Raw genomic sequence first — 24902 nt, forward strand, 5'->3', positions numbered from 1 at the left:
TTTTTGTGATACGAATCAGTCTGTTTATCCTTGGCACTCTCGGCTTTCTTCGTTTTTCCTGGCGACCTCTGCACAATCCTGGATCACACGGTTTCTACCGCTTTTTTGTTTTTGAAGGCATCTTGTTGCTGGTCCTGCTCAACCACCCTCACTGGTTCAACGACCCCTTTTCAGCAATGCACCTTGTGTCCTGGTTCTTTTTGCTCGTCTCGATTTTTTTTATTATCCAGTCGCTTCTGATGCTCAGGAGTAAAGGGGGGCATGCCAGGCGCGAAGAAATGCCGGAAAACCTCGCTTTTGAAAATACTGCCCATGTTGTGGATACAGGCCTGTATCGCTATATTCGACACCCCATGTACAGCTCTCTGCTTTTTCTCGGCTGGGGTGCGTTCTGTAAAAATATTACCCCATTGAGTATGGGCCTGGTTCTTTTGGTGAGTGGCTTGCTCATCGCTACGGCAAAGGTGGAAGAGCGGGAGAATATTCAGTTTTTTGGCAAGAAATACGAGGAGTACATGCAGCGAACCAGGATGTTTATCCCCTGGCTGCTGTAAATTCACACAACCGTCAAAGAAACCCAGCCAACTGCAAATCGGCCGCTTTCCGGAATCATCCCCAGTATCCGATCTCCTTTTTTGAGTCTGCCCGAAGAAAATAGCTCCTCCAGCATAATATAAAAAGAGGCCGAACCAGTATTTCCCTTGCTGGAAAGGTTGGAAAACCAGCGATCTTCCGGAATGGGAAAACCGATCTCTGCCAGCCCGTTCATGACCGGCTCTTTAAAGTATTCGGAAGAATAATGCGGCAGGAACCAGTCAACTCCAGACGGCTTGAGACTATGCTTGACCACCAGCCGGGGCAGACTCTCACCAATGGTCGCCCGAATTATCTCCCGGTTCAGCAGGCGGGCATCCTGTTTAATGGTCATGATCCCCTGTTTTTCCAATCCGCCGTTCCTGGCATACTCGCGCCAGCCGGTGAGGCTGCCATCTTTCTGCTTCACCGCTCCCGCATACATGCAGGCTTCTAATTGATGGGCATGGGAGATAATTTCAATCCAGTCGATCCTGAGGCTCGGTCGCCCAGCTGCCGGCTTGTCTTCGATCAACACCGCACCGGCACCATCGGAGAGCATCCAGCGCAGAAAATCCGCCTCAAAGGAAAATGCCGGGTGACGTTTCGTTTGGTTTTTTTCAAACTCTTTATTTTTGCTGCTGCCACTCATGGCTGCAAAAAAATCACCCCGCAAAAAGGTACACGCCAGCTCCGAGCCCGTAGTGACCGCGTTGGCGGTCATCCCCTGGGCCACCGAAAGCGCGCCGAATTTCATGGCCGTAATACCGGAGAGACAAATCCCGGCGGTAGAGATGACCTCACACGGCCCCGCTCCAGCCAGTTCGCCATGCACCATGGAACCGTGTCCCGGCATAAGCTGATCAGGCGAGGAGGTGCCGCAGCAAAGACACTCCAGCCACAGGGCAAGCTGGTCGTCACCTGGCCGTAGACGACGAACCGCCTCTGCCGCCAGCTGGGCGTTTGTATAGGTGATTCGGCCAGTTTGGGGATCCATGGCATAATACCTGGTCTTGATACCGTTGTTGCCAAGGATAATCTGCCTGGTTTTTGCCGAAATATTACTGACCGCCCCGAGATAGTCGTCCAGTGCCCTGTTGTCCACCGGTTCGCCGGGCAGCACAGAAGACACTGCGGTAATAAAAGCATTCATCAATTAAATCCGTGCATTCTTATGACTGGTGGCAAGCAGTTCGGCGTAAAGCGTATAGAACTGTTTTTCCGCAAGCTTTGTTTTGGTAACGGCATTGGTCAAGGTGTAATAATCAAGATTATGATTAACAATGCTGTTTTTCTGCTGCGGATAAAGGTCGGTACCCGGTAGTGGGGTCATAACCGTAATCATCGGCAGATCAACCGTGTTGTTGTCAAGATACTCGCCGAGACGGGCGAAATCGGCCTCATCATAATCGGGTGCGATGATAAAATCTCCAACAATCGTAATCCCCATCTCCTGCAGAATGGTGATGGCTTCGCCATTAATGCTCGCTTTGTTCGCCTTATTCATGACCGAAAGGGACGCATCACTGATCCCCTCAAAACCGATGATCACCGCCCGCAGTCCGGCCTGCTGCCATTGCCGAACCATTTCCGGGTACTGAACGACCGTATCCGAGCGTATATCAGCCAGATATTGCTTGTGCAGATCGGCGTCAATGAGAGCCTGCCCCAGGGCCTTTGCCCGTTCAATATCTCCGAAAGTATTGGCATCGACAAGCCTGATGACCGGAATATCACCAAGCAGCCGGATATCCCTCAGCACCGCCTCAATCGATTTAGTCAGATACCTGCCACCGGTCTGCCCCTTGATGCAGCAGAAAGAACAGCGATGCGGACAACCATAGGCGGAGGCGACAAAACCCATATTGATGTTCAATTTTTCCAGGACATAATGATGACGATATTGGCTCACCAGATGATAGGCAGGCGGTCGGTCATCAACCAGATCAATGACGGTATTGCAGCAGTCCGGCCGCCGAAGATCAGCCCCTGGATTCGTCTTGAGCAGACCCGGTATGCCCCGGTCGGTCTCATCTTTTTCCAGGCTCGAGACCAGATCGGCAAAGACTTTCTTGCCCAAACCAACGACTATAAAATCAACCGCCGGATGATTAAAAAACGAGGGATCATTGCTTGCATGAACCCCTCCAACCACGACAACTGACGCACAGCAATCTTTGATCTTTGCGGCCAGGTGCAGCATGGTATTTGCTTCACAGGTTACCCCGGTAATACCAACCACATCCGGGATAAAACCGGCCAACAAGGCATCAAGCCCATCGGGGTCTGCCTTCAGATCAGCAATTCGCACATCATGCTGGAGCAAATTGCCGGCAAGTTCCTCCAAGGCAAGCGGCTCGCCCCGAAAAATCTGCTTGAGCGAGTCTATGCCATAGCGTTCCTCCGGAATACTGCGGCCGCAATTGGGAGGATTAATGAGAAGAATGTTCATGATTTATCGATAGGTTGTCTATGATCGTTGCAGTAGAATCAGGGTCATCCGGCATCCACCTCCAGCAAATGGGAAAATAACCAGGGCTTTTTTCAGTACTCCAGGGACAGAAGTACTCTGATATAAAATATCTTCTTGCGAAACAACAAGAAAATGTTCCGGCACGCAATTATCCCGCCCCAAAAGATTTACTGGTGTTCTCTTAAGCACTTGATCGACGGGTGTATGCTCATTGAAACAGCAGATTTTCTTGTGACAACCTTGCATACTCTTTCGTGATTATCACGAAAATTCAGCTGAGGAGATCCAGAGGGATATGAGGTGCCCTTTGCACGGGTGTTCCGCAGCCCGGATGGCTGCGGTCAAGCCCCCAGGGATGGGTTTATGGCGTCCTGTGCAAAGGGTATCTCATATCCCCATATAGCTGAGGTTTAGTGATAATCACAAGATATTCATATTCTGTCACTGCATAATCCCGCCAAAAAGCGCTGCGGGATAATTTTCAATACTCGCTTGCCAGATACTCTTTCCAGTACTCGCTTGACGGGTACTCTTTCCAGTACTCGCTTGACGGGTACTCTTTCCAGTACTCGCTTGACGGGTATAAGCTCATTGAAACAAGCTATGTTCTTGTAACAAAAGCACAAGATATTCTGTCACTGCATAATCCCGCCAAAAAGCGCTGCGGGATAAGCTCATTCACGAAATAATTTTCTTGTCAAAGGCACAAGAAAATTATTTCTAATTCGCTAAATTCTAAATTTTTCGATCAGATTTTTCAGAGATTGCGACAACAGCCGCAGCTCTTCGGCATTTTGCCGCACCTCACCGGTTCCCGTCGATATAGCACTGACCGTGTTGTTTACCTCTGAAATATCTGCAGAAATCTGCTGTGACACGACAGAACTCTGGGCCACATTTTCCGAAACTTCGCTGATTCCCTGACCCGCCTGGAGAATATTCGAGGTCAATTCGGTCATCGTTGCATTCTGCTCATCGAGTGAAACGGCAATACCTGACACTATTTTATCAATTTCTGAAATAATATCGGATATTTTCTTAATTCCCGTCACCGTAACTCCGGTGGAGTTCTGAATGCCGTCAATGCGCTTTTTAATCTCGCCGGTCGCCCCTGCGGTCTGTCTGGCCAGGTCTTTAATTTCGTTTGCAACAACTGCAAATCCCTTGCCGGCCTCTCCAGCCCGGGCCGCTTCAATGGTGGCATTTAACGCCAACAAATTGGTCTGGGCGGAGATCTCGGCAATAGTTTCTGTCACCTTGCCAATATCGAGTGCGGCACTGCCCAGTGCATCAACCTTTGCAGAAATATCAGCCGCCTGAAGCACTGCATCTCCGGTTATTTCCTTGGCATTCATTGTCGATCGCTGAATATCGCCGACATTGGAACCTATTTCTTCAGTGGCGGTGGTCATCACGTGAACATTGGCCGCCGCCTCTTCAGTTGCGGCTGCAACTGAGGCCATATTGGAACTCATCTGTTCCGTAGCAGCGGCTACCGAATTGGACCGCTGAGCGGAATCGGTCGAACCGGATTCAATCTTTTCGGATATTTCCACCAGCGACTGGGAAGAATTGTTAAGGTTGCTGCAATTGCCGTTGACATCTTGAATAAGGATACGAACATTGCCGATAAAGGAATGCATATAAGCGCTGAGCTCTGAGAACTCATCGCGGACAGCGCTTCTGAACACTCCCTTGCATTCGCTGCAGGAAGTATATTCACCTGTAACAATTTTCGGACATTGAACGTTTATGGAGGCCGACCCGGCTTCTTCCCAGCAATACCCTTCTTTACCAAACATGGAACAATCTGTCTTGTCACACTGCATTTTCTCAGAACAATTTACGGGCAGAATTGAAGTGACATCAACCTCCCGGGATAAATCGCCGCGACTGGCCAGCTCAAGCACGTCATTCATTCTCTGAATAGGTCGATCAATAAGTCTGGTAAAGAGGAAATAAACAAAAAATTGAATGACAACAAGAGCCGCCACCCCGAAGGCGAGCGAAGTAAGCGCTGTTTTTCTGGCGGCAGCGAGACCAGCACTGATGTCTCTGGGCATGGCCAGAACTCCCACCCCGGTACCGGAATAGTCTTTTATGGGCATATACGCCGTCATGAGTTCCCGGCCGTCTTTTGCAACCCGCTGTACCTTTATGGTATCCGAGACCATTACCTCTTTTAGAAACGGAAATTTCTTTTCCGGAATGGTCATGTCGTGGGTCTTTGCCTGGTATTTAAACCCGTCCCCATCCGGCATGATCACCGAGAGATCGTCGTGGATACTCGCTTTAATCTGTGCCAGCAATGCATCATTTATCGGTGCGCCGAATTCAACCGACCCGGCATGTTTTTTATTGAGATACAGAACAGGAACGACTGCACGAATTGATAAGCCGGCATCACCAACCTCGATCCCGACGACATCCTTTTGATTCTGGTTTACCTGAACGACCGATTTTCTGAAGCTGGAAAGATCATCACCAAACTTTTCCGGCTTTTGCAGACGTAAAAAAGAGGTTGCCGGCGGCAGATGAAAATGAAAGACATTGAGGTCAATTATTTTTTGTAACCCCGCATAAAGCGGCGCAGCCACATTTAACAGTTCTTCTCGGCTCTGGTACATCACATTATCCTGGATTGACGGCATTCCTGCCACCGTATGCGCCAGAATCCGCAACTGCTCGGCCTTATCGACGGTAATGGTATCCCGGACCTGGCCAATTTTTATCGTCAACTCTTCCGCCAGTTTCTGAGAGGTATTATTGAGAGTTGCCCGGTATGAAAGGATGCTCGGAACTGCAACCATCAGGGTAACCAATACGCCCAGTGTGGTGAGCAACTTGGTTTTAACTTTAGAAGGCATGATTTTTTTGATTAATGACACCACGTACTTTCTCCTGTTTACAAAATATAAAATCACCAAATACCTGCTTCAATTGCATACAATCGTATCACAGTTTTTTATGGTTAAAAAATTATATTTCCCCCTCCAGATTGCTCCACAATCCGGGATGGCGAATTTTTTAAGGAAGAAGCCGCAATTAGCCGAACAATTCCACCCAACCTCGCCTCGACTGCCTTTGATTGAAATGGCTTTTTCATATGCCTTCGAATATTTCAAAATACTTGAACATGATGCGATTATCTGTTAATCAAAAATCATAATTGAAAAGATGCGGTGCTATGCCTTTTGGGACGCAAGAAGGTCCTCTTACGAACTCCCTCAACCCATCGCCAATCCTGCTTTATGAGCTTACCCCGGGCAAGCATAAGCAAGACCTCTCCGTTGATACTTGGTGAAATTGTACGCCGTGAACGGCTGTTTGCCCTTCTTGACAGAAAGCTGCCGACAAGAGCATTCTGGATCTCCGGCCCCGGTGGTTCAGGAAAAACAACCTTGGTTGCAAGTTACCTGGAAGAAAGAAAAGCACCTTGTCTCTGGTACCAGGTCGATGCCCTGGATGGTGATCCTGCCACTTTTTTCTACTATCTCGGCCAGGCGGCATCAACTCTGATGGAGTATCCCCATCCGCCAATGCCGTTGCTCACCCCCGAATATCTTCCGAACTTAAAGACCTTCATCCTCCGCTATTTCGAAAAACTGTATCAGCGAATACGACCTGATTCCTGGTTGATCTTCGACAATTTCCAGGACGCACCGGAGCACTCCCCCCTGCTGCAGATTCTCGCAGCTGCGGTTAAACAGCTTCCCGCGCATATCGTTCTCACCATAGTCAGCCGCAGTGTTCCGCCGCCAGCCATGTCACGATTTATCGCCAACAGAACCATGAAACCTATCGGCGGAAAGCAGATACGATTTTCTCCGGAAGAATTCAGCGCATTTCTCGATTTCAACGGCACCAGGATAGCTGAAGAAGAATCAAAACGATTGTACCGGATAACTGAAGGATGGATCGCCGGAGCTATCCTGTGGATTCTGCATTGTGAAAACCAGGCTCCGGCCGGTACATTCCCTGCCGGGCGTACCCCGGAAAATATATTTGATTATTTTGCCACCGAAATACTCGAAAAGGTGGCATCGCCAATACGATCTTTTCTCCAGCAGACATCTCTTCTGCCTTTTATGACGGCAGAAATGGCCCGCGAACTCACAGATATGCAGGCAGAAGAAATTCTCGAGACCTTAAACCGAAAAAATTTCTTTGTTGAGAAGCGCCAGCTGCCTGCCACCAGCTACCAATACCATCCTCTGTTCCGTGAGTTCCTGCAAATCACGGCAGCTCGGGAATACCCCTCCTTCACCCTGCAGGAAATGTATGTCCAGGCAGCGGAGCTCCTCCACAGACATGGTTGCCAGGAAGAAGCAATCGATCTTTACTGCAAGGCCAGGGAATTTGCACCAATGGCCGCAATCGTTGTCGAGGTGGCCCCTGCCCTGATCGCCCAGGGACGATTCACAACGCTCTCTTTTTGGATAGAAACATTACCGGCAGAATATACCGAAAAAAACCCATGGCTGCTTTTCTGGCACGGTTTGGCCCAGATGGCCTGCAATCCTCCGGTCAGCCAAACCCTGTGCACCAGGGCCTTTGAGTTGTTCGCCATCAATCAGGATATTCCGGGGCAAATCCTCAGCTGGTCTACCTGTGTTGAAATGTTTTTTATGCTGCGCAGTGGTTTCACCGAGCTGGATCTATGGATTAAAAATGGAGAACGACTGGGTGAACTTCTGTCACGGGAGGACTCTCCCCCCGACCTTGCCGGTCGTTTTTGCTCAGGAATGCTGATGGCCCTGTTGCTTCGTGATCAGGGACATCCCGATCTTGAGAAATACCAAAACAAGTGTGAAGCACTGCTGAAAGATTGCCGCGACCTGCAGGTCACCTGCAACATCTTAAAAAACCTTTTCTGGTCTTATCACTGGATTGGTCAGATTGATAAGGCTCAGCTTGCCGTGGCAAAACTGGAGGCTTTACAGAATGTTGAAGATCTGCCGCCGATGGCCCGAATCACCTTGAGCGGCATCTTCACCTTAGCCGGAGTCATCGCCGGCGACCATCCGCAATGCCTCTCCAAGGCCAGGGAAACACTGGCACTGGCAGATAGTACCGGCATCCATGTCTATGATTTTATGATGTATGCCTACATTTCCTACACTATGCTGGGAACAGGCGAGCTGGGCCCGATCCAGGCGACCCTGGACAAAATGAAAGAGACTCTGATGCCCTTTGCCGTCTGGGACCAGGGGCATTATCATTTCCTCCAGGCCTGGTATCAAATGCAGGCTGGCAATTTGCTGCAGGCGAAGAGCGAGATGACAACAGCCGCAAAAATGATCGAAGGCTGCGAAAACCCTTTTACCATCGCCCTCAGCCGAATCCTCCAGTCACAGCTGCTGCTTGAGCTGGGAGAAGCAATTGAGGCCGAGGAAGTATTGCAACTGGTATGCAACGAAAAAAGACTGGGAAACAGCAGAGCCATTCATTTTATCGCCAGTTTGGCCCTCGCTGATTGCGCGGCCATCCAAAACAACCAGGAAAAAAAGTATCTGCAGATGCAAAAAGCCTTTTCCATTGCCAGGAAACATGGGCTGTCAATGCCGTTTGGTCTCTGCCACCGAAGACTCGCCGCCCTGTGCGCCTGGGCTCTGGATGCAGAGATCGAAACGAGCACGGTTATGGAGGTCATCAGGCGCTGGCATCTCCGACCGCCCGATCCACGGATGATCAGCGACCGGTGGCCCTGGCCGATAAGGATCTACACCCTTGGCAGGTTCGCCGCCCATTGTGAAGGCGAAACGTTTAACACGCAGAGCAAACTGCCCAAAAAACCTCTGCAGCTGCTGACCTTTCTTATCTCTGCCGGCCGGGAGGGCATTTTCAGGGAAAAAATTGCCAGTCGTTTATGGCCGGACTCCGACGGCGACCGGGCAATGCAGAATCTCAACACCACCCTGCATCGCCTGCGAAAACTCCTTGGCAGAGATGAGGCTGTAGTTCTGAAAAACGGTCAGCTCATCTTAAACGATACAGTCTGCTGGGTTGACAGCCACCATTTTATCTGGCTGGCACAACAATCTAAGATCACGTCAATTACTTCCAACAACAGGGAATATCTTGAGAGAGCACTTGGCATGTATCAGGGACCATTCACAACCGGTCATGAAAATATACCCGTAGCCGTCAGTTACAGCGGACAGATCGAGAAACACTGGCAGCACCTTCTGGCCGCCGCCGTCCCTCTCTTCGTTGAAACAACTCTTGCTCACAAAAGTATGCTCCAGAAAGCCTTGGCTGCAGAGAGTACTGCGACAGCTGTTTTTTCAATTTTAGTGAATGATTTCAAAAAAATGGAGAAAAAAGATGAAGCCTTTGCCATTATACAGAGATGTCACTCTTTACTGGCCGAGCAGGGCATCAGCTACAGTCCCAAGACAATGGCTCTCGTAAATGGATACAGAACGAAACGGGAATAAATGTCTTGAGACAGATCGATGCTTCTTTTCACAACGGGAAATAATCTGTACAGCGCGAATACGTTGCAGCTAGAAATGTGAGGGTACTACCATGTCTCCAGCCAGTCTGTCGCTCGCATATTGCCTCGCTTTGCTCTGGTCTCTTTTGTTCGTTTCTGCGGTTTCGGCAGGAGGCCCGGCGCATGGCGGGAAAGGTGCCGGCATGGGTACCGCGTTTGCCGCCGTTGCCGACGATCCTTCTGCAATCGCTCACAATCCAGCCGGAATTGCTTTTCAGAAAGGTACCAGTCTGTATCTCGGAGGAATGGCTGTCGCTCCTGAAACCCGTTATGAAAGCGACAATGGTTATAGCGAAGAGACGAAGTCACAGATCTTTATCGCCCCGCATGGTTATCTGAGCTCGGAGCTGGAATGGCATGACGTGACCCTGGGGCTCGGCCTCTTCTCACCCTTTGGCATCGGCGGCAGGACCTGGCCGGACCAGGGCATGATCCACTATTTTTCCAAGGAAAGCCTCATTGCCACATTCATGGCCAATCCGGTCATTGCCTGGCGCCCGCGACCGGCATTGTCAATTGCCTTTGGGATTGATTACCTGTGGGCCTATAATCATGCGACACAATCGGTGAACCAGTCGATATTCCAGGCACAGGATGGAGAAAGCAGTCTTACCGCCGACGGTGATGGATGGGGGTGGAACGTTGGCCTGCTCTGGCAGGTGAACTCGCAATACACTCTTGGCGCGGCCTATCGGAGCGGGATTGCGGTTGATCTCGGCGGGAATATCAAGCTGAAGAATATTGCGCCGGCCCTGCAGCCTCTTTTCCAGGGCCCTGAAATCAGCAGCGACGCGCACACCAATATCGATTTTCCAGAAATTGCGACCCTGGGTATAGCCTGGCACCCCACCACTCGCTGGACGATCGCTGTCGAGGGAGAATGGGTGGGCTGGTCAAGTTTCCAGCGTCAGATTATTACCGTAGATCAACCCGTCGCAGATGCCGGCTTTGATGATATGGAAATCGTCCAGAACTGGCGAAATAGCTGGATCGCTAAAACAGGAGTGGAACTGAAGATTGATCACACCTGGGCCCTGCGGACGGGCTATGCCTACCTGTCCACCCCCGTTCCCTCGGCAACTCTTTCTCCGGCAAATCCCGATGCACACCAGCACAATTACTGTTTTGGTGTCGGGTATACCCGCGACAGATTCACCCTCGATCTGTTTTACGTCTTTGCCAGATACCAGGACCGAAAAGCAACCGGCGATTTCCTCAACGGTGAATACAGCAACCAAAGCCATTCAATCGGTTTCAGTACCGGATGGCGGTTTTAGTGACTTAGAAAAAATTATCTTGTGTTGTTTACAAGTTAATTTTTTTCGTGAAGGAACTTATCCCGCAACGCTTTTGGGCGGGATTATCACCTTACGCCTGAACTACTATCACTTTTTCCATTACCCTTGAAGGCTTGCAAGTCCCTTGTGCGGATCGGTACTTATGCGGTAATCGGTATGCTCTTTTGTTCGACGGTCTCTGCATCTGGCGACAACCGTTTTTGGGGCACCAGCACCCTTGTTATAAGCCACAGACCCCACATCGCCAGAGGCAGTAAAACATTCAACACAACGGGCAATAACAGCAAAAACACGATTCCTTCCTGATACATGTAAAACATGGCTTCCCCCTCCTTGTTTTATTCATGACCATCGGCTTGATCGATTGCCGATTCCTCCCTATATATGAAAGATAGCAAGGGGCCAATTACAAATAGATTACAGATCGAATAAAAAAGAGCTGAGGGGCAATAATTCTGTAAATTTTCCTGATTGCCCCGCATGTTCAGCCACTGAACCAGATTGTGGGCTGATTTTTAGCGGAAGGACCAGTCTGAACGAGCACCGAAAATAGCATTTTCTCAAAAAGAAATTGTGATTACCACTAAAGTTCAGCTATATGGGGATATGAGGTGCCCTTTGCACGGGTGTTCCGCAGCCTGGATGGCTGCGGTCAAGCCCCCAGGGAAGGGTTTATGGCGTCCCGTGCAAAGGGCACCTCATATCCCTCTGGATCTTCTAAGCTGAACTTTAGTGGTAATCACAAAAGAAATTGAAAAGGTTACTGTGTAAAAGATACAATAGTTAGCGAAAATAACCGTTACCCAGTGCGTCGCCTTGATCTGGAGAATTTCTCCATAATCGACCTGGCCGCCTTACGAAAGAGGCAAAGAACATGTCTAAAACACAAACCTTCCGAGTGGTCGGTGGACGTATACATTTCAAATGTCATGCATGCCAGGCCAAACGCATGGTGACAATTCCGCCAGGAGTTCGACAAAGATCCATCCGCTGTCACAAGTGCGGCGAGTCCACCCGGGCAAGTTTCAATCGCCGTTTAGTGCTAAGAGAACAACAGCGAGGCAAGGTCCTGGTTTCGACCACCGACTGCAGCAACATTGAAGTTGATCTCTATGATATATCTCTCAACGGAATCGGTTTTGACGTTTCCCCCCGGGATATCAGGAAAATGACGATCGGAGCACAGGTCCAATTCAGATGCACCTGGAATCCGAGGCTGTTAAGCCAGGGGCGCTATATCATCAGGTCAATCAAAGGTCGACGGATCGGCGTTGAGAGGGGTTAGTACCCTACGGATTGCTTTCTTATTTTTTCAGTGGGGCGGGAAAAACACCCCCAAAAGAGCCATTAAGCCTTAGGGCAATTAGAACAGCGCTCCCCTTTCTTCTTCTTGAATTTTTCACAGCATTTCTTTTTCTTCTTTTTTTCTTTTTTTTCTTTTTTCTTGGCCATAACAAATCCCCTGTATCGTGCCGAAAGAAAAAACTTTCGTTGTCACTTTGTTTGTATTTTTTTTTCTATCTCATGCCAAATATCCTGGTACGCCTTTGCGGCGAAATCTTTGCCGGCATAGGTTAACACCGGAGCCCTGTGCACACCCATTTTCTCAATTTCGGTTGAGAAAGGAACATAATTCTTCAATAAGCTCTTATATTTTTTACGCAAGGCAACCATGGTGTCTTTGTGCAGTGTTTTACTCTTTTGCACCATCGAAAAAAACGGCAGGAGTTTTTTGCGCTGATATTCGTTCTCTTTGAAAAAACCATTCAGCTGTTCGAATGTACGGACGGACAGGGTGGTAGGAATGACCGGGACAACAATTTTATCGGCAGTTTTGAAGACATTTTCAGAAAGAAGTGAAATGTTCGGCGGACAATCCAGAATGACCACGTCGTAGTCACTGTCTACCTCCCGCAGGGCCTTTTTCAACCGCGAGCGGCTGTTGTTCATCCGCGACAGAAAAATATCGAAATCACGATAGGTGAGATTTGCCGGCAACAGGTCGAGATTATCAAAATCACTCGCCCGGATGGCGTTCAGAAAACCTTTCACATCCTTGAAAAAGGCTTTATTCTGCAGTTTTTTCGATGGTTTTACCCGAAAATAAAAACCTGATGCGCCTTGAGGATCAAGGTCGCATAACAGCGTTCTTCGACCTTCCAAAGCACTGGCATAAGCAAGATTTACGGAGGTTGCGGTTTTACCGACGCCCCCCTTGTTACTGTAACAGGCTATTATTTTCATCGACACCTTCCTCGATCTGGGGGGTATGAAACAGTTTGGTAAATGCAGCACGGGTTTCCGGGCTGTCAAAACGGGCAAAATTTTTCATCACCTGACGTCTTTCCTTCTTTTGCAGCCGATGAAGAATGGCAGTGAGCGCTCCCACACTCTCTGCAACCTTCAATTTAGCACTGCCGAATTCCGACATTTTTTCCTGCAATATATGTCTGAGCGATGTTTGCTGGACCGAATAATCATTAAAATTGCCGAGATTATCCTGAAGAATCTTGAGAGCCTTTATCAGGCTCACAATCTCGTCTTCCGGGAAAAGAGGCGTGAAAAATTCCATCAGATAGCGCAGCTTCTTACAATTAATCCTCAGTTGATGGATGGCACCATCCTCAGTTTGCGCATCTATATCCCGGGCGATTTTACATACCTTGTCATAACGTTTGCAAATCAACCTGCAGGCAAATGCCATGCTGTGCTCCTCTGCCTTTGGACCTGTCGCAAGATTTGACCCGTTGGTAAATATTTTTTCGAGCCTGCCGATTTCTTTGCGATAGCTTTTACTGCGCATGACCTTGATCACGTCTGAATGTTCCTTTTTTCGCTGTTCAGCAAGATAATCAAACAGTATCGCCAGACCTTCATGGGTATCAGCCGGAACGAGACTGAAATAATGCAACTTATTGAGCAGATAGACATCCAGATCACGCAGGGCGTTGGTTTTCTGCATCAGAGAGGAAAAATCTTTTTTGAGCTGTGCTGTCTCTTCCGGACTATACACTCCGGTAAAAAGACTCAGCACTGACCTGACTTTACGCAGACTGACCCGATAATCATGGAGAAATTCCGTGTCGTAATCGTCAACCAGCCCTTTCTCGTTGGCGCGTGCGGTCTGCAGGAAAACTGAGATTATGGTTCGCGTAGTATCCTTGACAGGAGCTTCCGGGTGGAGCTCAATCACTGGCTTTGCGGTGTATTTCCCCTGTTTAATGGCTAAAACCCGATACACCTGGCCTACACTTTGACAGGAAATTGCGCCAATTCTTTCCAGGGAATGGCGAAGGTCGTCATGGGCCTTACGGTAACCGCGCAAATACTCGGTGATGCCGATTCCCACCGATTTTCTGCCGTGACAGATAGTCAGGTGATGCAGTCGGGCACGGGTTTTGCCTTCGTCGTCAAGAAGAAGGCCATGCAAGCGGCAGAGACCGACACTGGCTACCGGCAGAAATGCGCGAAGTTTGGACAGTTGCTGCAGAAAAGCCGTTACCGGTCCCACCGGCAGATCGCCGGCAAAGGACCACGTCTCAGGTGCGGCCTGCTGCAGCAACCGACCGCTCTGCAGATCGATAAGCAGCAACATATCGCCGTGCTGAAAGAGTATTTTTGCCGATTGAAACACCTCGGCATCAAAGGTATCGAGAAGAACCCCTTCCTGCTGCTCGTCCTGCCCATAAGAAATCTTATATGGCGGTGTATCGGGTAAAGTTTTTTGTAGTTTTTTCTGATTCAGCGCTGATGGGAGGAGATAGATAAAAGGGTCCATAGCCACTCAACTTTTTACTTTATATTGTTTTATGTATTCGATCACCAATGACTCGACAATGGCCTGAATACTGGTATCCTGCTCTATCGCAAGCAGCTTGAGTTCTTTCAAGACCTTTGGATCAAGGCGCAGGGAAGTACTTTTTTTCTTCTCTTTGGTCATTATTGCTTATCCCTCGATACGAATTTTGGTATCATGACGTCATTACACCATAACAGACTCCTTATCCCACCGCAATCACGCTCTTCCTGCTGGAAACGAAAAAGCAACGCTCCTGTATCTTGCTGCAACGAACAATTTCAGTACATCCATCGTGTCATGGCGACACCGACTCCTGTTTCTTTTATCTTGAAGATCTGCTACCATACGATATGAAGGACAAAGAGCTCAAACAACTCATGTGTTTTATTGACAACTCTACAAAAACCACCAGATGACTATGGCTCAGCTAACTCCAGTAGACAAAAAGACAACGGACAAGATCCCCGACGACCGGAAAATTCCTAACATAATCGACCTGCAAGCCTCGGAATGGTATCTGAACAGGGAGTTGACCTGGCTTGAATTCAACAAAAGAGTTCTGCACGAAGGCCAGGATCCGCGTAACCCTCTGCTGGAAAGGGTGTTTTTCCTGGCAGTGGTCGGATCGAACCTGGACGAATTCTTTATGAAGAGAATCGGTGGACTGAAACAGATGGTGGGAGCCAGTGTCAAAAGCCTGTCCCTTGATGGCCGTCTGCCTCAGGAACAGATCGATCTCTGCCATGCTGTCGTCCGGGATATTCTTGATCAGCAGCTCACCCTGGAGAACGATCTCCAGCGACTGCTGTCTCGAAAAAACATAAAAATCAAAAAATACAAAGATCTCTCGAAGGAAGATAAGGAAAATATCGACCAGTATTTTCGAAATGAAATTTACCCCTTGCTGACACCTCAAGGGATGGATCCTGCCCACCCCTTCCCTTTCATCTCCAATTTATCCGTCAATCTGCTGGTCAGCGTGCGCTATCCGGAAAGCGATCACAGCTATCTCAACCGCATCAAAATCCCTACCAGCTCGGACCTGCCGCGATTCATCCGGATAGGCAAGGAACATGTCTATATTCTTTTGGAAGACCTGGTCGCCAACAACCTTGAACTCCTGCTCCCCGGTATGGAGGTCGAGACCTGTGAGACCTTCCGGGTAACCCGGAACGCCATCACCGAAAGACACGAGGAACAGGCGAATGATCTGCTGGTAGTGATTGAATCGGCCCTGCGGGACAGAAAATTTGCCGAAATCGTCCGGTTGGAGATAGGCAGCGGCATGCTCGAGCAACATAAAGGCAAACTGGCGGCAGAGCTGCGCGTTGACGAGGCGAAGGATGTCTATGAGGTGGACGGCATCCTGGGCCTGCGCGATCTGATGCAGATTGCCGCCATCGACCGCTCCGATCTGCACTTTGCCCAACATCACCCGGTGGATAACCCTGAGCTTTTAGGCGATGACCCGAACATCTTTCACACCATCAGGGAGCACGGCGATATCCTCCTGCAGCATCCCTATGAATCTTTTGATACCTCCGTCGAACGTTTTCTGCGGGAAGCAAGCACGGACCCGAAGGTCATGGCCATCAAGATGACCCTCTACCGAACGGCCAAGGATTCGAAAATTATCCAATACCTGATCGATGCGGCCCAGAACGGCAAGCAGGTCGCGGTGGTGGTCGAACTGATGGCCCGATTTGACGAATCGGCCAATATCCGTTGGGCCGGTTTTCTTGAAGAAGCGGGCATTCACGTCACCTATGGCGTCATTGGTCTGAAGACCCACTCCAAGCTCATTTTTGTCATCCGCAAAGACTATAACGGGCTGCGGCGATACGCCCATATCGGTACCGGCAACTACCATGCCGGTACCGCCAGAGGCTATTGCGACCTGGGGCTTATCACCTGCGATCCGGAGATAGGCGCCGATTTGACCGAGCTGTTTAATTATCTCACCAGCGGCTATACTCCTATGCGCCGTTATACCAAACTGCTGCCTTCACCAAAGATACTGAAAAAGGCTTTGCTCAACAAGATAGCACGGGAGATAGAACATCAGAAAAAAGGTAAGAACGGCCTTATCCAGTTCAAAACCAATGCCCTGGTCGACAGAGATATCGTCGAGGCATTGTATCGTGCCTCCCAGGCCGGGGTCCATGCCGATCTGATTGTTCGTGATTCCTGCCGATTACGCCCGGGTATTAAAGGGTTGTCGGATAATCTCCGAGTTATTTCGCTGGTCGGTCGATTTCTCGAACATAGCCGTATTTTTTATTTTCACAATAACGGCGACGAAGAATATTATATCGGATCCGCCGATCTGATGATGCGCAACCTGGAAAGCCGGGTGGAGGTATGCGCTCCCATTACTTCCCCGCAGCACAAGGCGCTGCTTCGGGAGTTGCTTGACCTGCAGTTGACCAACACCAGAAATGTCTGGGAAATACAGAGTGACGGTTCCTCGGTCCAGCTCAAGTCGGAGAGTGAAAAAGGTGCTACCTGTATACACCAGCACCTCATCGCGAGAGCCGAAAAAAGAGCCGCTGCCGGTCGACTGGCCCTGGCCAAAAAAAGAAGCAAAAAGAAATTGCCCAATCGGTATAATCCAGAGATGATGAATAAATAGACAGGGGGTTTCCAGCTCCACCTGTATTCCAGTATGCTGGAGTACAAAACACTCTTTGTCTGAACAAGCGCATCTCTTCAAGGCTTTTCGAGCAGCAGGCCGAACACTCCTGATCGGCCGAGGAACTCTATCCCTGGCACAGCAGGCATGGCGTACTCGAACGGCTTTTGCCGCCCGGCTCAAGCCGCCAAAAAGTGTTACTCTGTGCCTCGGCCGTCGGCTACTACGGCAACGGGCGGGAACCGGATAGTTAATGAAACAGCATCCCCGGGAAACGATTGTATCTCGGAAGTCTGCAGGCTTTGTGACCCTGTTCTTCCAATACAACTACTGACACCACAGTTCGACAGTCCTGCGATTTTTAATTATCTGGCTCTCTGAGCGATGGATCGGGGGTAATGTTTTCATGGGAAAGCAGGCCTTTGAGGTCGATCCCGAAGAAATTCGATCTCAGCTGGCAGAGAAAACTGCACATACCCTATCACACTTATTGATCTTTATGTTCACCTGAAAATATTTTCCGGCTTTGGTTACCTTATTGTAACCAAAAATTATTCACCAACATTTATCAAACGTTATCAATATGTTATCCAGCACAATCCGGTTTAATCAGTCAAACAGACAACTCTTGACTGTTCTTCTGATGATGGTTAACATGCACTTAGGAATCGATTCTTAACAAGCAGGTGATCATGACAATAAAGAAGAAGGAAATTGAAAAGCGAATGCAACTCTTCGAAACGGTTTGCCGCGACGAAGGAATCAAGTTGACCCACCAGCGCATAGAAATTTTCCGTGAAGTTGCGCAAACCGAGGATCATCCAAATGCGGAGCAGGTTTTCCAGCGTATCAGGGACCGAATTCCGACAGTCTCGATAGATACCGTCTACCGGACTCTCTGGCTGCTGAAAGATCTTGGGCTGATAGTAACGCTTGGTTCGAGCCGTGAACGTACACGGTTTGATGCAAACCTGAGTAACCACCATCATTATGTTTGCGACCACTGTGGATACACTCGTGACTTCGTCAGCGATGATCTTGACAATATCACACTACCCGATTTAGTGGGCTCTTTTGGTGAGATTGATGCAACGCACGTTGAGGTGCGAGGCCTCTGCCGACAATGTGTTGCGAAAGGCAGGTAAAAAATTCTGATCGCTGGTCCGCGAAAAGTATGTCTGTCGGGGTTGGATTTGCCTTATCGATTCCGGGGCTCACTCTCCTGGTGGCCGATGGATATCGCGTTGCGGGTAATGTCTTTTGTTGATTGGTTGCGGTTCTGAGACGGCACAAGGAAAAAGATCGTAGAATTCGCACCACCCGCTTCGCTTATATAAAACGAGCAACGAATTTCCAAGGTGCTAATCACCAACACATTGCAGGCACCACTGCACTGTACTCCCAGCAGTACAGTGAATACGTTCATAAAAAACTGGAGGTGACTTTATGAGTGACGAAAGCAAATGCCCGGTAACCGGTAGAACAAACAAACATGTAGTCGGCGGCAGGTCGAATCTCGAATGGTGGCCGAATCGGTTAAATCTGGATGTTCTGCGTCAACATTGCCCTAAATCCAATCCGATGGGCGAGGATTTTAACTACGCTGAAGAGTTCAAGAGCCTGGACCTCGCCGCGGTGAAAAAGGATCTGCATAAACTGATGACCGATTCGCAGGACTGGTGGCCGGCGGATTACGGCCACTATGGACCTTTTTTCATTCGCATGGCATGGCACAGCGCAGGGACCTACAGAACCGGTGACGGCCGCGGCGGTGCGGGGACCGGCAACCAGCGCTTTGCCCCCGTCAACAGTTGGCCCGACAACGTCAACCTCGACAAGGCACGAAGACTGCTGTGGCCGATCAAACAGAAGTATGGCCGGAAAATATCCTGGGCTGACCTGATGATTCTGACCGGCAATGTCGCGATGGAATCGATGGGTTTCAAGACCTTCGGTTTCGCCGGCGGACGCGAGGATATATGGGAGCCGGAGAAAGACATCTACTGGGGTGCCGAAGAAGAGTGGCTGGCGACAAGCGACAAACCCAAAAGCCGTTACTCCGGTGAGCGCGATCTCGAAGACCCCCTGGCGGCCGTGCAGATGGGACTGATCTACGTAAACCCGGAAGGCCCGGACGGCAACCCGGATCCGATCTTATCAGGGCGTGACGTTCGAGAGACGTTTGCCCGCATGGCAATGAACGACGAAGAGACCGTTGCGCTCACCGCCGGCGGACACACCTTTGGCAAGTGCCACGGTGCCGGCGATCCTGCGCTGGTTGGGCCTGAACCGGAAGCTGCGGGCCTGGAAGAGCAGGGACTGGGCTGGAAATGCAGTCATGGTACCGGCAAAGGTGGCGACCAGATTGGCAGTGGCCTGGAAGGCGCATGGAACCCGACCCCGACCAAGTGGGACATGAACTATTTCAACGTGCTTTTTGGCAACGAATGGGTACTGACCAAAAGCCCGGCGGGCGCTCAGCAATGGACACCGAAGGAGGCGACTGACAAAAACATGGCTCCGGCCGCTCACGATATGAAAAAGCGGGTTCCGATCATGATGACCACCGCCGACATGGCAATGAAGATGGACCCTATTTATGAACCGATTGCACGGCGCTTCCATAAAAATCCGGAGGAGTTCGCCGACGCCTTTGCCCGCGCATGGTTCAAACTGACACACCGGGATATGGGGCCTCGCACGCGTTATCTCGGCCCGGAAGTCCCGCAGGAAGAATTGATCTGGCAGGATCCTATCCCCGCAGTCGATCATGAACTGATAGGTGAAAGTGATATAGCCGCCCTGAAAAGCAAGATCCTTGCTTCTGGTTTGTCGATCTCCGAGCTGGTTTCAACTGCCTGGGCATCGGCTTCCACCTTCCGTGGTTCCGACATGCGCGGCGGCGCGAACGGTGCCCGCATTCGTCTGGCACCCCAGAAGGATTGGAAAGTCAACCAGCCGGATCACTTAGCGAAGGTGTTGCATAAACTGGAAGCCATCCAAAGCGAGTTCGGCAAGAAGGTTTCCATGGCTGACCTGATCGTTTTGGCAGGATGTGCCGGTGTTGAGCAAGCGGCAAAGAATGGTGGTCACAACATAACGGTGCCCTTCACGCCGGGCCGCATGGACGCCTCGCAGGAGCAAACCGACGTTGTGTCCTTTTCCGCTATGGAACCGGAAGCAGATGGTTTCCGCAACTACCAGAAGGCCAAATATTCCGTATCGGCTGAAGAAATGCTGGTCGATAAGGCACAGTTGCTGATGCTGACCCCGCCTGAATTGACGGTTCTGGTTGGCGGCATGCGGGTTCTCAATGCCAACTTCGAACAATCTCAGCACGGCGTCTTCACCAAGCAGCCCGGGACACTCACCAACGATTTCTTTGTCAATCTGCTCGACATGAACACGACCTGGAAGGCAGTTTCTGAAGACAAAGACCTGTATGAAGGCAGCGATCGCGCAACAGGTGCAGCGAAGTGGACCGGCACCCGTGTCGATCTGATCTTCGGTTCCAACTCTGAACTTCGCGCTCTGGCTGAAGTCTACGCCTGCGCAGATGCGAAGGAGAAGTTTGTCCAAGACTTCGTCGCAGCCTGGAACAAGGTAATGAACCTGGACCGCTTCGATCTCGCCTGATCGTGGTAAAAACGGTTTCGAAGATCTGGAAAGCATTTTCTGAACTGCCAAACCGATAGCCGGAAGGAACGATTACCGCCCTGTATTTGGCGGACGCTCCGAACGTTCATTCAACCTTTTGGCAATACTGGCAACACATGAGCCCGGCGTTTCAACTCAAGTTGAGACGCCGCGCTTTTTGTCAGGGTGCTGCAGCTTAATCCAGGCCCGGAGAGTTTTTTCCTCCTGCCCAACACATCGACACAACTTCAGCCAGGATTCAACTCACCGTCGATTGCGTCAATTTTTTGTTGCGCGACTTCCCATTTTTCATACCAGCGCTCCAAACGGCGCTTGCATTCTTCGTACTCTTTGCTCGCCTTGGCCCAGCTGTTTTTGTCCGAATAGAGCTCGGGATCGGCCATTAAAGCCTCGAGATCTTCTTTCTGTTGTTCGTAGAATTCCACCTTTTTCTCTGCTTCGCTCAGCTGTTTCAGCCAGGGACCGGCACGCCTGCTCCGCTCCTGACGCAGCTGGGCCTCCAGTCGCTTCTTCTCTTTGCGGCTGTCTTGAGAATCCGCGGATTTTACCGTATTTTCCGCCTCAGCCTGCCGGTCATTGGCCGCCTGCTCTTTTTCCTGCTCCCGGAGCTGTTCCTGCTTTAGCAGATAGTCTTCAACGCCCCCCTCGTACATGGCGATATGGCCATCTTTAACCTCAAGGACCTTATTGACAAAGCCTTCAAGGAAATAGCGGTTATGCGAGACCACCACAATGGTTCCGTCATATTGGGCCATCGCCTCCTGCAGAACGTCCTGGGAGCTCATATCCAGATGGTTGGTGGGTTCATCGAGCAGCATGCAGTTTGCCGGTTTGGCGATCATTTTGGCCAGGGCCAGCCTGCTTTTTTCACCGCCGGAAAGAACGGAAACCTTTTTATCGACATCCTCGCCCCGAAAAAGAAAGGCACCGAGCAGCGAACGGGTCCGGGTGATGGTCATTTCCTCTCCGGACAGCGCCATGGTTTCGAGAAGGTTCAATTGCGGTGAAAGCTCCTGGGCCTGATGCTGGCCAAAATAGGTAACCTTGACATTGGCGCCGAAGCGAATCTCACCGGTATCATGTTCAATCTGTCCGGCCAGAATTTTCAGAAAGGTTGATTTTCCGGCACCATTGACCCCAACCACCGCGACCTTATCGCCACGGCTCAACAGCAGGTCGACATTGCTGAAAACCTGGCGACCGTCGTAACTCTTGCTGAGGCCCTCAACCGTCAGCACATCTTTGCCCGATGGCGGGGCTGGCGGAAATGTGAATCGAATCTGCCGTTCTTCTTCAGATAATTCAATGCGCTCCAGTTTGTCCAGTTGTTTGACCCTGCTCTGTACCTGTCTGGCCTTGGTCGCCTTGGCCCTGAATTTATCGACAAATCGCATGGTCTGCTTGATCTTGGCCTGCTGATTATCGTAGGCACCTTTTTCAATGGCCCTTCGCTCGGCTCTTTCCTTCAGGAAAAAACTGTAGTTGCCTTTATAGACATCTATGCGGCCAAAACTCAGTTCCCAGATCCGTTCAGTGACCTTGTCGAGAAAGGTGCGGTCATGGGAAATGATCACCATCGAGCCGTTATAATTTTTCAGGAACTGCTCCACCCAGGTCAGCGAATCCAGATCCAGGTGGTTGGTCGGTTCATCAAGCAGCAGCAGCGAAGGGGCTTCAAGCAGCATCTTGGCGAGTTTTAACCGCATCTGCCAGCCTCCGGAAAAGGCGCTGACCGGTTTCTCCATATCCTCCCGGCAAAAACCAAGGCCAAGCAGTATCTTTTCAATCTTCCCGGCAATGGCATAGATTTCACTGGCATCGAGCTGATGCTGTATCTCGCCCTGCCGCAGCAGAACGGCCTGAAACTGCTCGGAGTGCGGGTCCATCTTGTCCATCTGTTCGTGGAGCTGTGCTGCTTCGGCCTGCAGGGCTAAAAGCGGGGCAAAGGCGGTTTCCGCTTCGGCATAAAGGGTACGTTCAGAAGACAACTCCGATGACTCCTGGGGCAGATAACCGATGGTGAAATGCTTAGACCGGGTGACCACACCATCGTCGGTTGCCGCTATGCCGGCCATAATTTTTAAAAGAGTCGTTTTCCCGGCACCGTTGACCCCGACCAGACCAACACGATTTCCTGGGTGCACCTGGATGGACACATCATTGAACAGATGTTTTTCCCCGTAGCGAATGTCTAAATGATTAACCGACAACATATTCTATACTTCCCCGCACCATTTCTTCGTTCGGCACTATTGTAAAGAGGCCGGAAAAGCCAAGCTCTGCCAACCTTTTGATATTCTGTTTTTTCATTCCTACCACCGCCGACACATCTCTTGGCGAAACATGAATGAACAACTTCTGCGGAGGCTGCACTGTGGCAAGCCTCGCCCGAATCTTTTTCAACCAGAGCCTTGATTGCACCAGCTCGCCAAAGGCGGGATGGTATGGTCCAGCAATGACACTTTCGGCAAGCGAAACGGAAGGCTGCAGTCCCATCCGCACCACCTTGATTCCGGCTCCGGTCAATTTCTGAAAACATCTGGCGGTGAGGGCAACAGCTTGACCTAAGGAGAGCGGTCGATACCTGTGCGCCTGGTACAATCTTTCCAGTCCGGAATCTTTAACCACAATGGCCGGGTAGAGTCGAACGAAATCGGGCTTAAGGCCAATAACCTCATCAATCCCCCGCAGAAACGAGCCACTGGTCTCGCCGGGCAGGCCGGGCATCAGCTGAAGCCCGACCTGCATCGATGTTTTCTTAAGCAGGGCGAAGGACTTACGGACCTGCTCTGCGTTATGCCCGCGAAGAGAGGTTTGCAATACCCGGTCATTAAATGACTGCGCACCCAGCTCGACAACCCCGACCTTATATTCGAGCAGCCGTGCGCATACCGCCGCATCAATACAGTCAGGCCGGGTCGACAATCGAATGGATTCGACTTTTTTATCCCTGATATAAGGCTGGACCGCCGACAACAAGGCAAGCTGCTCTCCGACCGGCAAACAGGTAAAGGACCCGCCAAAAAATGCCACCTGAACCTGGCTGCGCCTCCCTTTTCGCGCGAGCCACTCGTCTATCGTCCCGGCCACCGCCACCCTCGCCGGGTTATTTCTGGCCCGGCCGGAAATTTTCTGCTGATTGCAGAAGAGGCAGTCATGCGGACACCCGCGATGCGGAATAAAGATCGGGATAATCAGCATCGCAGCCATTACATACTGTTCTCTGCGAGGCTTGCCAGGGCAACGGCCGCCGCCCGCTGCTCTGCTTCCTTTTTCGATCCCGCCTGCCCCGTCCCAATCACCTGTTCCCGGAAACAGACGGCAATGGTAAACACCTTCTGGTGTGAAGGTCCCTCTTCGGCGTCTACCCGATAGGTCGGCGCCTCATTGTACTTTTCCTGCAGGGCTTCCTGAAGACGGCTCTTGGCATCGGCCAGCAGCAATTCCTCCCTCTTGCCTTCAATTTCCGGCAGAAACAAACGTTCGACGACTTCACTGACAGCCAGGTAGCCGCCATCTTCAAAGACGGCACCGATAACCGCTTCGTAGGCGCAGGAAAGAATCGACGACTTCGAGCGACCATGCGAGGCATCCTCCCCTTTGCCGAGAGCGAGATAATCCCCCAACTCGAGGGATCTGGCCATCTTCGCCAGATACTGTTCATTGACCAGCGACGATCGCAGCCGGGTCAGCTCCCCCTCACGCATCTGCAGGTACCGATGAAAGAGAATATGGCCGATTACCAGATCAAGGACGGCGTCGCCGATAAATTCCAGATTCTCGTTGTCTTGTCCCCCCTGCCCCTGTTCAAAGGCAAAAGAAGAGTGGACAAGCGCTTTTTGCAACAGCCGCAGATCGGTGAACCGATAGCCAAGTGCCTTTTCCAGAATACCCAACTGTTCTTTGTTGATTCGCACCAGCGAGTCAATATCCATACCCATTCAATATTTTTCCTTGTTAAAAAATTCTGC

General features: G+C 50.5%; 18 protein-coding genes. 8 read left to right on the top strand and 10 right to left on the bottom strand.

Features of this window, described 5'->3' with window-relative positions; genetic code table 11:
* The first annotated feature begins 5 nt into the window (after positions 1-5).
* Positions 6-554 (top strand): isoprenylcysteine carboxylmethyltransferase family protein, encoded by a 549-nt coding sequence (locus FCL47_RS01880; protein ID WP_136811759.1) that lies wholly within the window; start codon positions 6-8, stop codon positions 552-554.
* Positions 555-556: 2 nt separating this feature from the next.
* On the opposite strand, the gene FCL47_RS01885 is transcribed toward FCL47_RS01880, so the two are convergent.
* The 3 genes from FCL47_RS01885 to FCL47_RS01895 all read right to left on the bottom strand — a co-directional run bounded on the left by FCL47_RS01885 (position 557) and on the right by FCL47_RS01895 (position 5937).
* Complete coding sequence (locus FCL47_RS01885; protein ID WP_136811760.1) at positions 557-1726, bottom strand: beta-ketoacyl-ACP synthase III; 1170 nt, start codon at positions 1724-1726, stop codon at positions 557-559.
* 3 nt (positions 1727-1729) lie between these two features.
* A complete protein-coding gene (locus tag FCL47_RS01890; RefSeq protein ID WP_136811761.1) occupies positions 1730-3025 on the bottom strand; it encodes a B12-binding domain-containing radical SAM protein in 1296 nt (431 codons plus the stop codon).
* A gap of 749 nt (positions 3026-3774) precedes the next feature.
* Positions 3775-5937, bottom strand: coding sequence for a methyl-accepting chemotaxis protein (locus FCL47_RS01895; RefSeq protein ID WP_136811762.1), 2163 nt, complete (start codon positions 5935-5937; stop codon positions 3775-3777).
* 399 nt (positions 5938-6336) lie between these two features.
* Here FCL47_RS01895 and FCL47_RS01900 point away from each other — a divergent pair, with 399 nt between their 5' ends.
* Together FCL47_RS01900 and FCL47_RS01905 are read left to right on the top strand one after the other, a co-directional pair.
* Positions 6337-9486, top strand: coding sequence for a hypothetical protein (locus FCL47_RS01900; protein ID WP_167496324.1), 3150 nt, complete (start codon positions 6337-6339; stop codon positions 9484-9486).
* A 91-nt stretch (positions 9487-9577) separates the two neighbouring features.
* On the top strand, positions 9578-10822 hold the full coding sequence (locus FCL47_RS01905; protein WP_136811764.1) for an OmpP1/FadL family transporter: 1245 nt from the start codon (positions 9578-9580) through the stop codon (positions 10820-10822).
* 161 nt (positions 10823-10983) lie between these two features.
* On the opposite strand, the gene FCL47_RS01910 is transcribed toward FCL47_RS01905, so the two are convergent.
* Positions 10984-11163 (bottom strand): hypothetical protein, encoded by a 180-nt coding sequence (locus tag FCL47_RS01910; protein WP_136811765.1) that lies wholly within the window; start codon positions 11161-11163, stop codon positions 10984-10986.
* 554 nt (positions 11164-11717) lie between these two features.
* Here FCL47_RS01910 and FCL47_RS01915 point away from each other — a divergent pair.
* Positions 11718-12128: a hypothetical protein gene (locus tag FCL47_RS01915; protein WP_136811766.1), complete on the top strand. Its 411-nt coding sequence runs from the start codon at positions 11718-11720 to the stop codon at positions 12126-12128.
* 209 nt (positions 12129-12337) lie between these two features.
* On the opposite strand, the gene FCL47_RS01920 is transcribed toward FCL47_RS01915, so the two are convergent.
* From FCL47_RS01920 to FCL47_RS01930, 3 genes are read right to left on the bottom strand one after another with little or no spacing between them, the layout of a single operon-like run.
* The gene (locus FCL47_RS01920; protein ID WP_136811767.1) at positions 12338-13087 is read right to left on the bottom strand and encodes a ParA family protein; all 750 of its coding nucleotides are present in this window, start codon (positions 13085-13087) and stop codon (positions 12338-12340) included.
* On the bottom strand, positions 13062-14621 hold the full coding sequence (locus tag FCL47_RS01925; protein ID WP_136811768.1) for a CHAD domain-containing protein: 1560 nt from the start codon (positions 14619-14621) through the stop codon (positions 13062-13064). The genes FCL47_RS01920 and FCL47_RS01925 overlap by 26 nt, the downstream gene beginning before the upstream one ends.
* Before the next feature lie 6 nt (positions 14622-14627).
* Positions 14628-14783 (bottom strand): ribbon-helix-helix protein, CopG family, encoded by a 156-nt coding sequence (locus FCL47_RS01930; RefSeq protein ID WP_136811769.1) that lies wholly within the window; start codon positions 14781-14783, stop codon positions 14628-14630.
* Between the two features lie 277 nt (positions 14784-15060).
* Between FCL47_RS01930 and ppk1 the strand changes: the two genes are divergently transcribed.
* The 4 genes from ppk1 (at position 15061) to katG (ending at position 20910) form a co-directional block, all read left to right on the top strand.
* Positions 15061-17274 carry a polyphosphate kinase 1 gene (gene ppk1 / locus FCL47_RS01935; protein ID WP_136811770.1) on the top strand — a complete coding sequence of 738 codons (2214 nt, stop codon included), beginning with the start codon at positions 15061-15063 and terminating at the stop codon, positions 17272-17274.
* A 55-nt stretch (positions 17275-17329) separates the two neighbouring features.
* Complete coding sequence (locus tag FCL47_RS01940; protein ID WP_136811771.1) at positions 17330-17524, top strand: hypothetical protein; 195 nt, start codon at positions 17330-17332, stop codon at positions 17522-17524.
* Between the two features lie 442 nt (positions 17525-17966).
* Positions 17967-18419, top strand: a complete 453-nt coding sequence (locus FCL47_RS01945) for a Fur family transcriptional regulator (protein ID WP_136811772.1) — start codon at positions 17967-17969, stop codon at positions 18417-18419.
* 301 nt (positions 18420-18720) lie between these two features.
* On the top strand, positions 18721-20910 hold the full coding sequence (gene katG / locus FCL47_RS01950) for a catalase/peroxidase HPI (protein ID WP_136811773.1): 2190 nt from the start codon (positions 18721-18723) through the stop codon (positions 20908-20910).
* 248 nt (positions 20911-21158) lie between these two features.
* Here katG and FCL47_RS01955 read toward each other — a convergent pair whose 3' ends face one another.
* The 3 genes from FCL47_RS01955 to rnc are packed head-to-tail and all read right to left on the bottom strand — an operon-like array spanning position 21159 to position 24866.
* Positions 21159-23144 (bottom strand): ABC-F family ATP-binding cassette domain-containing protein, encoded by a 1986-nt coding sequence (locus FCL47_RS01955; RefSeq protein ID WP_136811774.1) that lies wholly within the window; start codon positions 23142-23144, stop codon positions 21159-21161.
* Positions 23131-24141 carry an elongator complex protein 3 gene (locus FCL47_RS01960; RefSeq protein ID WP_136811775.1) on the bottom strand — a complete coding sequence of 337 codons (1011 nt, stop codon included), beginning with the start codon at positions 24139-24141 and terminating at the stop codon, positions 23131-23133. The genes FCL47_RS01955 and FCL47_RS01960 overlap by 14 nt, the downstream gene beginning before the upstream one ends.
* Positions 24141-24866, bottom strand: coding sequence for a ribonuclease III (gene rnc / locus FCL47_RS01965; protein ID WP_240744098.1), 726 nt, complete (start codon positions 24864-24866; stop codon positions 24141-24143). Before rnc ends, FCL47_RS01960 begins: the two co-directional genes overlap by 1 nt.
* Between the last annotated feature and the right edge of the window lie 36 nt (positions 24867-24902).

The sequence above is a fragment of the Desulfopila sp. IMCC35006 genome (genome assembly GCF_005116645.1).
Lineage (GTDB): Bacteria > Desulfobacterota > Desulfobulbia > Desulfobulbales > Desulfocapsaceae > Desulforhopalus_A.